Source organism: Streptomyces sp. MH60 (genome assembly GCF_002939385.1).
Taxonomy (GTDB): Bacteria; Actinomycetota; Actinomycetes; order Streptomycetales; family Streptomycetaceae; genus Streptomyces.
Genome location: NZ_MULI01000062.1, coordinates 1 through 12,119 on the forward strand (window position 1 = coordinate 1; position 12,119 = coordinate 12,119).

The window sequence follows — 12,119 nt, forward strand, 5'->3', positions numbered from 1 at the left end:
GCCCGCCCGCCCTGCGCCGCCGGCGCGCACCCGTGCGCCCGAGCCCTCCCGGCCCCGGGTGCCGGATCTGCCCCGGGGGTCCGGCGGCGGCACCGGGGGGTGCCGTTCGGATCTTGCCGGGGTCGCGGGGTCTGGCAACACGGCACCGTCGCCCGGAGCCGGCCTGACCCGAACGACGCCCCCTAGGGCCGCTGCCGCGGCGGCCGGCCCCACTCCCCCGGCCGGTCGGGCCCGTCCGTGCCCCGGCCGGCGCGGTCCAGGCGCAGCTCCAGCCGCTCGATCGAGGCCCGTACCCCCTCGCCGTAATGTCCGGGGGCGAGGGACTCGGCCGCGGCGCGGGCGCGCCTCAGGTGCAGCCGGGCGGCCTCGCGGTGACCGAGCCGGTCGTAGTCCGCCGCCACGTTCAGGTGGAGTGAGGGGTAGAGGGCCCGGGCGGCGGGGGTGCCCTCGTGCCGGTCGGCGAGCATGTCCTGCGTCAGTTCCTCGGCGGCCGACAGCGCCCGCAGGTCCCAGGCCAGCTCCTCCTCGGGGTCGTCCTGGGTGTCGGCCAGGTAGTGGGCCAGCGTGCAGCGGTGCAGGGCGTCACCGCGCTCGCCGATCTCCGCCCACAGGCCGAGGAAGCGGTGCCGGGCCTCCTCGCGGTCGCCCGCGTGGTGCAGCATGGCGACCTGGCCGATCCGCGTCAGCACGGCATCCGGCGCCGCCTGCTCCTGTCCCTTCGCCACCGCGTCCTCCGTGCCCTCGTCGGCTGTCCCGACGACGCTAACCGCACGCGTCCGCTTTGCCCGACAGGCGGCACCGGGCCCGGCTCACCCCAGGTTGGGGATCGTCCAGTCGATCGGCTCGTGGCCCTGCCCGGCGACCGCCTCGTTGATCTGTGTGAAGGGGCGGGAGCCGAAGAACTTCTTCGCGGACAGCGGGGAGGGGTGCGCCCCCTTGACCACGACGTGCCGCGTCTCGTCGATCAGCGGCAGCTTCTTCTGCGCGTAGTTGCCCCACAGCACGAACACCGCCGGATCGGTGCGGTCGGCCACCGCGCGGATCACGGCGTCGGTGAACAGCTCCCAGCCGCGGGACTTGTGCGAGTTCGCCTCACCGGCCCGGACCGTGAGCACCGCGTTGAGCAGCAGGACGCCCTGCTTCGCCCACGGCATCAGATAGCCGTTGTCCGGGATCGGGGTGTCCAGCTCCGCGTGCATCTCCTTGTAGATGTTGCGCAGGGACGGCGGGACCTTCACGCCCGGCCGGACCGAGAAGCACAGCCCGTGCCCCTGGCCCTCGCCGTGGTACGGGTCCTGGCCGAGGACCAGCACCTTCACCCGGTCGAACGGCGTGGCCTCCAGCGCGGCGAAGACCTCCTCGCGCGGCGGGTAGACGGGGCCGTTCGCCCGCTCCTCCTCGACGAACTCCACCAGCTCCTTGAAATAGGGCTGTTGCAGCTCGCCGCCCAGCACCTCGCGCCAGGACTCGGGCAGCATGGCGATGTCGGTCACGTCAACTTCCTTACGCTGTGCGGTCGCTTCCACTGCTCACGAACCTACCGCCGACCACTGACAACGGGAGCGCCTACCAGCTCGTCTTCCGTTCGAGCTGCCACATCATCATGATCGTCGACGGGTCCAGGGCCTGCTCCGCGCCCGAGATGTCCGTGCTGGCGGCCACGTACTGCTTGCCCTGCCACAGCGGCAGCAGCCGCGCGTCGTTCACCATGATCTGCTGCGCCTGCTCGAACTCCCGCTCCACGTTGGCGCGGTCGCTCTCCCGGCGTGAGCGCGGCAGCAGCTCGCCGGTGATCTCCGGGGTGAGGTAGGGCGTGCCGAGCGCGTTCTGCTTGCCGACGAAGGGGGCGATGAAGTTCTCGGCGTCCGGGAAGTCCGGGGACCAGCCGCGTCCGAAGACCGGGTACTCGCCCTTCTGGTAGCCGGCTACGTACGTCTTCCAGGGGCGGCTCTTGAGGGTGACCTTGAACAGGCCGGAGGCGTCGAGCTGCCGCTTGATCTCCTCGAACTCCTCGGCCGTCTCGGAGCCGTAGCGGTCGGTGGTGTACCAGAGGGTGAGCGGGACCGGGTCGGTGATGCCGGCGCCCTCCAGGATCTTGCGGGCCTTGGGGACGCTGGGGTCGCCGTAGTCGTCGAAGAAGCCCGTGGTGTGACCGGTCAGGCCCTTGGGGACCATCGAGTACAGCGGGTCGACGGTGTCCTGGTAGATCCTGTGGGCGATCACCGTCCGGTCGATCACCTGGGCGACGGCCTGGCGCACCTCCTTGCGTCCCGCCCACGGGTCCTCGGGGTTGAAGACGAGGTAGCTGATCTCCGTACCGCTGCCCTCGACCAGCTGGAGGTTCTCCTCCTTGCCCTCCTTGCCCTGGAGCGTGACGACGTCGTCGGCGGCGAGGCCGCGGTACGTCACCTGGATGTCTCCGTCGCGCAGCGCCTTCACCATGCCGGCGGAGTCCTTGAAGTAGCGGATGGTCACCGCCTTGTTGTGCCGTTCGGCGAAGCCCTCGTAGCGGTCGTTGCGCACCAGTTCGGCCCGTTCGCCGTCCTCGTACGTCTGGAGGGTGTACGGGCCGGAGCCCACGACGCCGTTGCCTTCGTGCAGGGCGTCCGCGGGGTAGTCGCCGGGGTCGACGATCGACATGGCGGGCGTGGCGAGCACGAACGGGAAGGTGGCGTCGGGCTTGTTGAGGTGGAAGACCACCTCGCGCTCGCTCGGCGCCTGGACCCGTTCGAGGCTGCCGAGCAGGCCGGCCGGACCACCGTTGACGTTGATGTCCTTGATCCGGTCGATCGAGTACTTGACGGCCCGGGCGTCGAGGCGGTCGCCGTTGGAGAAGGTCAGGCCCTCGCGCAGCTCGCAGCGGTAGACCTGGTTCGTGCTGTCGGTGAACGAGCACTGCTCGGCGGCGTCGGGCTGGGGTGCGGTGGCCCCGCTGGGGTAACTGAGGAGCGTCTGGTAGATGTTCCGGAACAGTTCCCAGGAGCCGTCCCAGGACGCGGCCGGATCGAGCGTGCTGGGAGCGCTGGTGGTCCCGACGACGATCGGCTCCTCGTCCTCCGAACTGTCGGACGACAGGATGCCGCATCCGGTGACCAGTGACGATATGGACACGATGGCCGCGACCCGCCGCAGGCCTCGCTTCCGGTTGAACACGCGCACGCTCCTCGATCCGCCGTACCAAGGGTCGGCAGACCATACCGCAGCGCCAGGCCCCCTGAACCCCCTTCTGAACAGGGGTTTTGATCATTTGAGGATGACTACGTTGTCATCGTGCACGGGGCTCCGATACGCGGACACGGGCGCCGTTCGCGTCGACGGCGCCCGTGTCCGGGATCGATCCAGAGGGGTCCTCGTGGGCGAGATCAGGCCACGCCGGCGTTGAGGAAGATGCCGCCGTCGACGACGAGCGTCTGACCGGTGACCCAGTCGGACTGCTCCGAGGTGAGGAACGCGGCGGCGCCGCCGATGTCGGACGGCACGCCGAGCCGGCCCAGCGGGTAGCCCGCGGCGGCCTCCTCCTCGCGGCCCTCGTACAGGGCGGCGGCGAACTTGGTCTTCACGACCGCCGGGGCGATCGCGTTGACCCGCACCTTGGGCGCGAACTCGTGCGCCAGCTGCGCGGTGAGGTTGATCAGCGCGGCCTTGCTGACGCCGTACGCGGCGATGAACGGCGAGGGCGAGAGGCCCGCGACGGAGGCGATGTTGACGATCGCGCCGCCGTTGTCCTTCTGCCAGGCGTGCCAGGTGCGCTGGGCGAAGCCGAGCGCCGAGATCACGTTGGTCTCGAAGACCTTGCGCGCCACGTTCAGGTCGAGGTCGGCGATCGGGCCGAACACCGGGTTGGTACCGGCGTTGTTGACCAGGAAGTCGACGCGGCCGAAGGCCTCCATCACGCGCTCGACGGCGACGGCCTGGTGGGCCTCGTCGTGCGCCTTTCCGGCGACGCCGATGACCCGGTCGGAGCCGAGCCGGTCGACGGCCTCCTTCAGCGCGTCCTCGTTGCGGCCGGTGATGCAGACCCGGTCGCCGCGCGCGACGAGCGCCTCGGCGACGCCGTAGCCGATGCCGCGGCTGGCGCCGGTGACGAGCGCGACCTTGCCGGAGAGGGCGGGGAGTTCAGTCATGTCAGTGGTCCCTAATCCCAGTGTTCCCTAGTCTCCGCGCGCCCTAGTCGAGCGGTCCGCCGGCCACGTACAGCACCTGGCCGGAGACGAAGCCGGCGGCCTCGCCGGTGAAGAAGGCGATGGCGTTGGCGATGTCCTCGGGCTCGCCCACGCGCGCGACCGGGATCTGGGTGGCGGCGGCGGCCTTGAAGTCGTCGAAGCCCATGCCGACTCGGTCGGCGGTGGCCTTGGTCATCTCGGTGGCGATGAAGCCGGGGGCGACGGCGTTGGCGGTGACGCCGAACTTGCCCAGTTCCTTGGCGAGGGTCTTGGTGAAGCCCTGGAGACCGGCCTTGGCGGCGGAGTAGTTGACCTGGCCGCGGTTGCCGAGGGCGGAGGAGGAGGACAGGTTGACGATGCGCCCGAACTTGGCGTCCACCATGTGCTTCTGGCAGGCCTTCGACATCAGGAAGGCACCGCGCAGGTGCACGTTCATGACGGTGTCCCAGTCGGAGACGCTCATCTTGAACAGCAGGTTGTCGCGCAGCACGCCCGCGTTGTTGACGAGGATGGTCGGGGCGCCCAGCTCCTCGGCGATCCGCGCGACGGCCGCCTCGACCTGCGCCTCGTCGGAGACGTCGCAGCCGACCGCGATCGCCCTGCCGCCGGCCGCGGTGATCTTCTCCACGGTGTCCTTGCAGGCGGCCTCGTCGAGGTCGATGACGGCGACGGCACGGCCCTCGGCGGCCAGTCGTACGGCGGTGGCGGCACCGATGCCGCGCGCGGCTCCGGTGACTACGGCGACCCGCTGCTCAGTGGTGGACATTCGCTGCTTCTCCTCGTCCTGGGGATGCGGCCCGTGCGGAGCGTGCGCCCTGGGTGAGCGACCGCTTAGTACCTTCCGCAGACGTGACGCTAGAAGCCCTGGCACCCGGTGTCAACGGGACACCGGCCCGGTGTGATCCATTACCTGGCCTTCCCGGTGCGCCGGGCCGCCCCGGTCGCCCGAACGGCCCAGCGCTGCGGGCCGCCCGGCCGCCGGGCCCCTAGCGTCGAAGCGCGAGCCACTCGTGGCCGGAAAGGAGGCGTCCATGCGCCGTCGCACCGGTGCAGCAGGCATAGCCGTCGCGATCGCCGCGATCGTGCCGCTGGCCAGCCCCGCACCCGCCCAGGACCTCAACTCGAACCTGGAGCCGGACTGCCGGAGCTTCACCTACCAGGAAGCGGTACCGATCGGGCTGGACGAGGATCCGGGCCTCCCGGACCCGTCGTGCCCCGAGGGAATGTACGAAGCCCCGTCCGACGAGGCCCCGCTGGAGGAGGGCCTGCTCGACGACGGCCGACTCGACGGGGGCGGAGTCGACGACGGGCGACTCGACGGTGCGCTGCCCGACGGAAGCGGAGCGGGCCAGGCCCGGCCGGACGGGAACGGCTCCGGCGGGGGCGGACTCGGCCAGGACCGGCCGGACGAGGGCCGGATCGACCAGGACCGGCCCGGGCAGTCGCACGCTGCCGGCCAGGGTCCCTTCGACCAGGGCGGGATCCGCGAGGTCCGGGAGGACGACGGCGCGGGCGGCGCGGCGCGGGGAGACCGGGACCAGCTCCCGACGATCTCCGCCACCTCCGTACCCCGTCCGGCCACCACGGTGCCGGCCCCGGCCGTGACCGCACCGGCGCCCGTGACCTCCCCCGCCGTGACGCCGACGCTCGGCACACAGGGCGGCCTGGGCGGCGCCTCGGGCACCGGACCCAGCGACTGGGACATCGGCATCGGCCTGAGCTTCGTCACCGGCGCCGCGCTCGCGGCGGGTTACGTGATCAGACGCCGCCGACGCGCCTGAGACACGCCCCCGGGCCGCACGTGCCGGACCGTCCGGGCGGGCCCCGCCCCTACCGCACCAGCAGGTCGAGGAGCCGTTCCGTCTCGGCCGCCGGATCGGCCGTGAGGCCGGTGTGGACGGGGCCCGGCTGGACGATGGTCGACCGGGGCGCGATCAGCCAGCGGAACCGGCGGCCGGGATCGTCCTCGGCCGCCTGGCCCGCCGCGTCCCCTCCGGCGCACACGCCCTCCACGGCGCGCAGCGCCGCGCGCACCCCGGGCAGGTCCACCCGCGGGTCGAGGGCCAGCAGCCGTCCCTCGTCGAGGGCGGTGCGGGCACCGACGTAGGACCTGGCGCGGCAGTAGACGAGCACGCCGGCGTTGACGCACTCCCCGCGCTCGACGCGCGGCACCACGCGCAGCAGCGCGTACTCGAAGACGTGGCGGTCGCTCACCGCACCCCCTTGACGCGTTCGTGGATCGTGGCGGCCCGCGCGAGCAGGGGTCCGGCGTAGGCCCTGCGGAGGTCGTCGGGTGTGGCGAAGCCGGGTTCGTCCCGCAGCCAGACGTCCGGGATCTCGGCGGTGACCTCGGCCAGCAGCTCCTCGGTGACCAGCGGCGCGAGTGCGGCGGCGGCCGCGCGGACGTCCGGCGCGAAGCGCGCGAGGGCGTGGTCGGCGGCGTCGTAGGGGCGGGCGGCGGAGGTCTCGGCGCCGGGCCAGTTGTGGTGCCAGATCATGGTGGCGCCGTGGTCGATGAGCCACGTCTCGCCGCGCAGGCACAGCAGGTTGGGGTTGCGCCAGGAGCGGTCGACGTTGTTGACCAGCGCGTCGAACCAGACGATCCGCCCGGCCTCCTCGGCGCTCACCTCGAAGGCGAGCGGGTCGAAGCCGAGCGCGCCGGAGAGGAAGTCCATGCCGAGGTTGGTGCCGCCGCTGGACTTGAGCAGCTCCTGCACCTGCTGGTCGGGTTCGCCGAGCCCGAGCACCGGGTCGAGGTCGACGGTCACCAGCCGCGGCACCCGGAAACCCAGCCGGCGGGCCAGCTCGCCGCAGACCACCTCGGCGACGAGCGTCTTGCGGCCCTGGCCCGCGCCGGTGAACTTCAGGACGTAGGTCCCGAGGTCGTCGGCCTCGACGAGTCCCGGCAGCGAGCCGCCCTCACGCAGCGGCGTGATGTAGCGGGTCGCGAGGACCTCTCTCAACACTTGTGCGGGCCACCCGTCTCTTCAGCCTTGCCCGTTCCCGCGGGGAGACTTCCCCCGGGCATGGGGTGAGCATAGTGACCGCGGGTGACCGTCGGCGAGACGGGCCCGGCCCGATCCCTCCGGGACGCTCTTCCCACGTATCCGCAGCGCCCGTGCCCGGATGTGCTCCTGGCCGTCGCGGTCCCCGGGTTGCCGACCTCGGCCGGCCACGCCTCCGCGCAGGTCCGGGGGACCGTCCGTGCCGCGGGCTCAGCCCGCGAAGCGGGCCATCCAGGACTCGACCTCGTCCGCGCCGCGGGGCAGGCCCGCCGACAGGTTCTCGTGGCCGTCCTCGGTGACGACCAGGTCGTCCTCGATCCGGACGCCGATGCCACGCCACTCCTCGGGCACGGTCAGGTCGTCCGCCTGGAAGTACAGGCCCGGTTCGACGGTCAGGCACATGCCCGGCTCCAGCAGGCCCTCCACGTACTCCTCCGTGCGGGCCCGCGCGCAGTCGTGGACGTCCAGGCCCAGCATGTGACCGGTGCCGGCCATGGTGAAGCGGCGTTGCAGGCCCAGCTCGTACGCCCGCTCGGCGGGGCCCTCGATGAAGCCCCACTCCACCAGCCGCGCCGCCAGGTGGCGTTGGGCGGCCTCGTGGAAGTCGCGGTACGCGGCGCCGGGCTTGACCGTCGCGATCCCGGCCTCCTGGGCCTCGTACACGGCGTCGTAGACCTCGCGCTGAAGCGGCGTGAAGGTGCCGCTGATCGGCAGGGTGCGGGTGACGTCGGCGGTGTAGAGGGAGCGCGTCTCCACGCCGGCGTCCAGGAGCAGCAGGTCCCCCGGGCGGACCGGGCCGTCGTTGTCCGTCCAGTGCATGATGGTGGCGTGCTCGCCGGCGGCGCAGATCGTGCCGTAGCCCACCGCGTTGCCCTCCAGGCGCGCCCGGCGGAAGAAGGTGCCCTCCAGCCAGCGCTCCGAGGAGGCGACCGCCCGGGACAGCTCGCCCACGACGTCGGTGAAGCCGCGCACCGTGGAGTCCACCGCCTTGCGCAGCTCCCCGAGTTCCCAGGCGTCCTTGACCAGGCGCAGGTCGCTGAGCGCGTCCTCCAGCTCGTCGTCCCGCTCGGCGTCGGTGCTGACGGCCGCCTCCAGGGCGGGGTCGACCCCGCGCACGATCCGGGTCCGTACGCCCCGGGTGGCGGCCAGGTCGGCGGCCGCGGTGCGCACGTCGCGGCACGGCAGGCCGAGCACGCGCTCCGACTCGGCGAGCGAGCGGCGCCGGCCGGTCCACAGTTCGGCGTGGGCGCCGGTCCAGAACTCGTCGTCGTCCCGGCTGTCCCGGGGCAGTTGGTAGCAGTAGGCGTCGTGTCCGCCGTCCGCGCGGGGTTCGAGCACCAGGGCTCCGTCCCGGGCCTGGTCACCGGACATGTGCACATACCCGGAGTACGGGCGGAAGGGGTAGGTGTCGTCGTTCGAGCGGACCTTGAGGTTGCCCGAGGGGACCACCAGCCGTTCGCCGGGGAACCGCGCCGAGAGCGCCGCACGGCGCCGGGCCGCGTACGGGGCCTGTTCGGCGGGCGTGAGGTCGTGCCGCTCCGTGTCCGCCCAGCCCGTGCGCATCAGGGCGGACAGCTCCGCCGAGAGCTTCGGGTACAGGCTGTTCTTCCGACGGTTCGCCACGTCGTGCACCTTCCTTCGCTGGTTCTTCCGCCCGGACGGTACCGCCTCGTGACGGGCTCCGGGGCTCAGGAGTGCCAGTGGCACTGATCGGCCACCACGGGACCGGGCGGGCCGATAATCGCCTCATGGCGAACGAGAGACTCGGCGAGTCCCTGCGCGTACTGGGGCTCGATCCCACGGCCTGCCGGGTGTATCTGGCCCTGCTGGAGCTGTCCCCCGCGCCGCTGGCGGCGATCGGCGCGGCGACCGGCCTGAGCGGAGCCCGGCTCACCGCGGCGTACGCCACCCTGGCGGACACCGGTCTGGCCAGTGCCGCGGCCGGGGGCGCGGACGTGGTGGCCCCGGTGCCGCCCGCGGCGGGCCTGGAGGTGCTCGCCCGGCACCGGGCGGCCGAGCTGGAGAAGTCGCGTGTCGCCGTCGGGGGCGCGTTCGAGTCGTTCCGGCGTCGGCGGCTCGCCGCCTACAACGACGGCCTCGTCGAGGTCGTCACCGGGGAGGACGTCGGTCCGAGGATGCGTCAGGCGTGGGCCAGTGCCCGCGAGCAGATCCGGCAGTTCGAGTCCCCTCCGTACGTCCACCTGGCGGGCGCGACCGACGACGCGCTCGCGACGCTGGCCCGCGGGGTGACGCAGCGGGTCGTCTACGCGCGCGAGGCGCTGGAGCGGCCCGGCCAGCTCGAGCACGTCATCGAACCCTGTGTCGAGGCGGGTGAGCAGGCCAGGGTGCTGCCGTCGGTGCCGGTCAAGCTGCTGATCATCGACGAGGCGTACGCGCTGGTGTCGTTGTCGATCAGGGACGTCGACGTGCACAACACCATGCTGGTGGTGCAGCCCTGCGGTCTGCTCTCCGCGCTGACGGCCCTGTTCGAGCAGACCTGGCGCGAGGCCGTCCCGCTGCACGGCCTCGCGCCCCGCCCCGCCGGGCTCCCGCCGGCCGACCGGCGTCTGCTGCGGCTCCTGGCCGGCGGCGCGACCGACGAGGTCGCCGCGCGCGAGCTGGGCATCAGCCGCCGTACGCTGTTCCGCCGCCTCCAGGTCCTCATGGCCCGCCTCGGCGCAGCGAACCGTTTCCAGCTGGCCCTGCAGGCCCAGCGCGCGGGCTGGCTGTGAACCCGCCCGGGACCGGCGACGGCCGCGACGTTGGTCCGGCCCCGGGCGCGCACGCGGTCACGGCGCCCGGTACGGCTCGGGGAGTTCCCCACGCGGTCGCCCGGCGGCCGGTCGGCGCGGGGCGGCTGCCCGCTCTGAACATCACGGGCCGCGTGGCCGTACCTCTCGGCAGATCGTCACGCATCCACCCCGGAAGGGACCCAGCATGACCAGCGCCTCGTTTCATCCCGCAGCGGGACCGGCCCGTCGTACCGTCGTGGCGGCGGCCGGGGCGGCGGGACTCACCGCCGTGCTGGCCGCCTGCTCAGGCTCGGACGACGACGCGTCCGGCGACACCGGCACCGCTCCCTCCGGCAGCCCCTCCCAGGAGGCGGGCGGCAGCGGTTCGGGCGGCGGCGAGAACGCGGGGGCCGGGGCCGCCCTCGCGGCGACGGCCGACATCCCCGAGGGCGGCGGGAAGGTCTTCCCGGACCAGAAGGTGGTGGTGACCCAGCCCGCGGCAGGCGACTTCAAGGCGTTCTCCGCCACCTGCACCCACCAGGGCTGCGCCGTGAAGAGCGTGGCCGACGGTCTCATCAACTGCCCCTGCCACAACAGCAGCTTCTCGATCACCGACGGCAGCGTGCAGGGCGGTCCCGCGCCCAAGCCGCTGCCGGCCGTGCAGATCACGGTCAGCGGGGACTCGATCCGGCTGGCCGGATGACCGTGACGCAGCGCCGGGGGCGCCGGATCATGATGACCCCCGGCGAGCTGGAGGCGTTCCTCACCACCCAGCGCACCTGCCGGGTCGCCACCGTCTCGGCCGGCGGCGCCCCGCACGTGAGCACCCTCTGGTTCGTCTGGGACGGTGCCTCGATGTGGCTCTACTCGGTGGTGCGCAGCCGGCGCTGGACGGACCTGCGGCGCGATCCGCGGGTCGCGGTCGTCGTCGACGCCGGTGAGGAGTACGACGAGTTGCGCGGCGCGGAGCTGTCCGGCCGGGTGGAGTGCGTGGGCGAGACGCCGCGCACCGGTGAGCTGTGCGCCGAACTCGACTTGCCGGAGACGCTGTTCGCCCGCAAGAACTTCGGCCTCCACGAGATGCCGCACGACGGCCGGCACGCCTGGCTGCGGCTGACGCCGGAGAAGGTCGTCTCCTGGGACTTCCGCAAGCTGGCGTCCGGGTAGCCCGGCGGCGCCCACGGCGAGAGGCGGGCCCGGCGGCGCCCGTCCGGCCGCTCACTCCGGCCGGCCGCTCCCCGTCCGGCCCACCTCCCCCGCCGGTCGTCGCTCACCCCGTCCGGTCCACCTCCCGCGCCGTCGCCCGCAGCGCGTCCACCGCCGCCCGGATCGACGGGCGGCGGTCGGCGTCCGCGCGCCAGACCACGTACACGTGCCGGCGCACCCGCTGCTTCAGCGGCACGGTGACCACCGCGGCGGGCATCGGATGGCGCCCGAGCAGGGGTGCGATGCACACGCCGAGCCCCGCGGCGACCAGTCCGAGCTGGGTGTGGGTCTCGGCGGCGCGATGGCCGACGATCGGCTCGATGCCCTTCGAACGCAGGGTGAACATCAGCCACTCGTGGCAGAACTCGCCCTCGCCCCACGTGATCCACTCGTCCTCGGCGAACTCGGCGAGGTCCACCTCGTCCCGGCCGGCCAGCCGGTGGCCGACGGGCATGGCGACGTCGGCCGGGTCGTCCAGGAGCGGCGCCTTGACCAGGCCGTCGGGCAGCGGCATCGGCTTGTTGTACCAGTCGAGCACGACGGCCAGGTCCAGGTCGCCGCGCACCACGCCGTTGACCCCGCGCTCCGGCTCCAGCTCCGAGGAGCGGATGCGCAGCGCGGGGTGCTCGGTGCGCAGGGCGGCCAGCGCGGCGGGGAAGAGTCCGCGGGCGGCCGTCGGGAACGCGGACAGCCTCAGCTCGCCCGCCACCTGTCCGCGCTGCGCCTCCAGGTCGGCCTGGGCCAGCTCGACCTGGGAGAGGATGCGGGCCGCGTGCTCGGCGAGCAGCCGGCCGGCGTCCGTGAGCCGCACGCCGCGCCCGTTCTTCGCGAGGAGCCGCTGACCGGCCTCCCGCTCCAGTTTGGCCATCTGCTGGGAGACGGCCGAGGTGGTGATGTGCAGTCCGGCGGCGGCACCGCTGACCGATCCGTGCCGGGCGAGGGCGTCGAGGGTCCGCAGGCGCTCCAGGTTCAACATGTAAGCGATGCTACGAGATATTCGGTGCGAAATCTCG

The 12,119-nt window shown here is 72.9% G+C and carries 13 protein-coding genes; 4 read left to right on the forward strand and 9 right to left on the reverse strand.

Annotated elements, in window-relative coordinates; genetic code table 11:
- Positions 1 to 182: 182 nt before the first annotated feature.
- The 5 genes from BZZ08_RS28725 to fabG form a co-directional block, all read right to left on the reverse strand.
- Positions 183 to 725 (reverse strand): hypothetical protein, encoded by a 543-nt coding sequence (locus tag BZZ08_RS28725; protein ID WP_104635127.1) that lies wholly within the window; start codon positions 723 to 725, stop codon positions 183 to 185.
- 84 nt (positions 726 to 809) lie between these two features.
- Positions 810 to 1,493, reverse strand: a complete 684-nt coding sequence (gene ung, locus BZZ08_RS28730) for a uracil-DNA glycosylase (protein ID WP_104635128.1) — start codon at positions 1,491 to 1,493, stop codon at positions 810 to 812.
- Positions 1,494 to 1,566: 73 nt separating this feature from the next.
- Complete coding sequence (locus tag BZZ08_RS28735) at positions 1,567 to 3,153, reverse strand: ABC transporter substrate-binding protein (RefSeq protein ID WP_198601735.1); 1,587 nt, start codon at positions 3,151 to 3,153, stop codon at positions 1,567 to 1,569.
- 209 nt (positions 3,154 to 3,362) lie between these two features.
- Entirely contained in the window at positions 3,363 to 4,124 is a 762-nt protein-coding gene (locus BZZ08_RS28740) for an SDR family oxidoreductase (RefSeq protein WP_104635130.1), read from the reverse strand.
- 43 nt (positions 4,125 to 4,167) lie between these two features.
- Positions 4,168 to 4,929 carry a 3-oxoacyl-ACP reductase FabG gene (gene fabG, locus BZZ08_RS28745; protein WP_104635131.1) on the reverse strand — a complete coding sequence of 254 codons (762 nt, stop codon included), beginning with the start codon at positions 4,927 to 4,929 and terminating at the stop codon, positions 4,168 to 4,170.
- 265 nt (positions 4,930 to 5,194) lie between these two features.
- On the opposite strand from fabG, the gene BZZ08_RS28750 reads away from it, so the two are divergent.
- The gene (locus BZZ08_RS28750; RefSeq protein ID WP_104635132.1) at positions 5,195 to 5,944 is read left to right on the forward strand and encodes a hypothetical protein; all 750 of its coding nucleotides are present in this window, start codon (positions 5,195 to 5,197) and stop codon (positions 5,942 to 5,944) included.
- Positions 5,945 to 5,993: 49 nt separating this feature from the next.
- Here the strand turns inward: BZZ08_RS28750 and BZZ08_RS28755 are convergent, their stop codons facing one another.
- From BZZ08_RS28755 to BZZ08_RS28765, 3 genes are all read right to left on the reverse strand, one after another.
- Positions 5,994 to 6,377 (reverse strand): DUF3037 domain-containing protein, encoded by a 384-nt coding sequence (locus tag BZZ08_RS28755; RefSeq protein ID WP_104635133.1) that lies wholly within the window; start codon positions 6,375 to 6,377, stop codon positions 5,994 to 5,996.
- Positions 6,374 to 7,129, reverse strand: a complete 756-nt coding sequence (locus BZZ08_RS28760; RefSeq protein WP_104635134.1) for a HipA family kinase — start codon at positions 7,127 to 7,129, stop codon at positions 6,374 to 6,376. Before BZZ08_RS28760 ends, BZZ08_RS28755 begins: the two co-directional genes overlap by 4 nt.
- A 249-nt stretch (positions 7,130 to 7,378) precedes the next feature.
- Positions 7,379 to 8,791 carry an aminopeptidase P family protein gene (locus BZZ08_RS28765; RefSeq protein ID WP_104635160.1) on the reverse strand — a complete coding sequence of 471 codons (1,413 nt, stop codon included), beginning with the start codon at positions 8,789 to 8,791 and terminating at the stop codon, positions 7,379 to 7,381.
- A gap of 125 nt (positions 8,792 to 8,916) precedes the next feature.
- Here BZZ08_RS28765 and BZZ08_RS28770 point away from each other — a divergent pair, with 125 nt between their 5' ends.
- From BZZ08_RS28770 to BZZ08_RS28780, 3 genes are all read left to right on the forward strand, one after another.
- Positions 8,917 to 9,900, forward strand: coding sequence for a LuxR family transcriptional regulator (locus tag BZZ08_RS28770; protein WP_198601736.1), 984 nt, complete (start codon positions 8,917 to 8,919; stop codon positions 9,898 to 9,900).
- Between the two features lie 205 nt (positions 9,901 to 10,105).
- Positions 10,106 to 10,603, forward strand: coding sequence for a Rieske (2Fe-2S) protein (locus BZZ08_RS28775; protein WP_104635136.1), 498 nt, complete (start codon positions 10,106 to 10,108; stop codon positions 10,601 to 10,603).
- The gene (locus BZZ08_RS28780; RefSeq protein WP_198601737.1) at positions 10,600 to 11,067 is read left to right on the forward strand and encodes a pyridoxamine 5'-phosphate oxidase family protein; all 468 of its coding nucleotides are present in this window, start codon (positions 10,600 to 10,602) and stop codon (positions 11,065 to 11,067) included. Before BZZ08_RS28775 ends, BZZ08_RS28780 begins: the two co-directional genes overlap by 4 nt.
- Positions 11,068 to 11,170: 103 nt before the next feature.
- Here BZZ08_RS28780 and BZZ08_RS28785 read toward each other — a convergent pair whose 3' ends face one another.
- Positions 11,171 to 12,082 carry a LysR family transcriptional regulator gene (locus BZZ08_RS28785; protein ID WP_104635137.1) on the reverse strand — a complete coding sequence of 304 codons (912 nt, stop codon included), beginning with the start codon at positions 12,080 to 12,082 and terminating at the stop codon, positions 11,171 to 11,173.
- Positions 12,083 to 12,119: the final 37 nt, after the last annotated feature.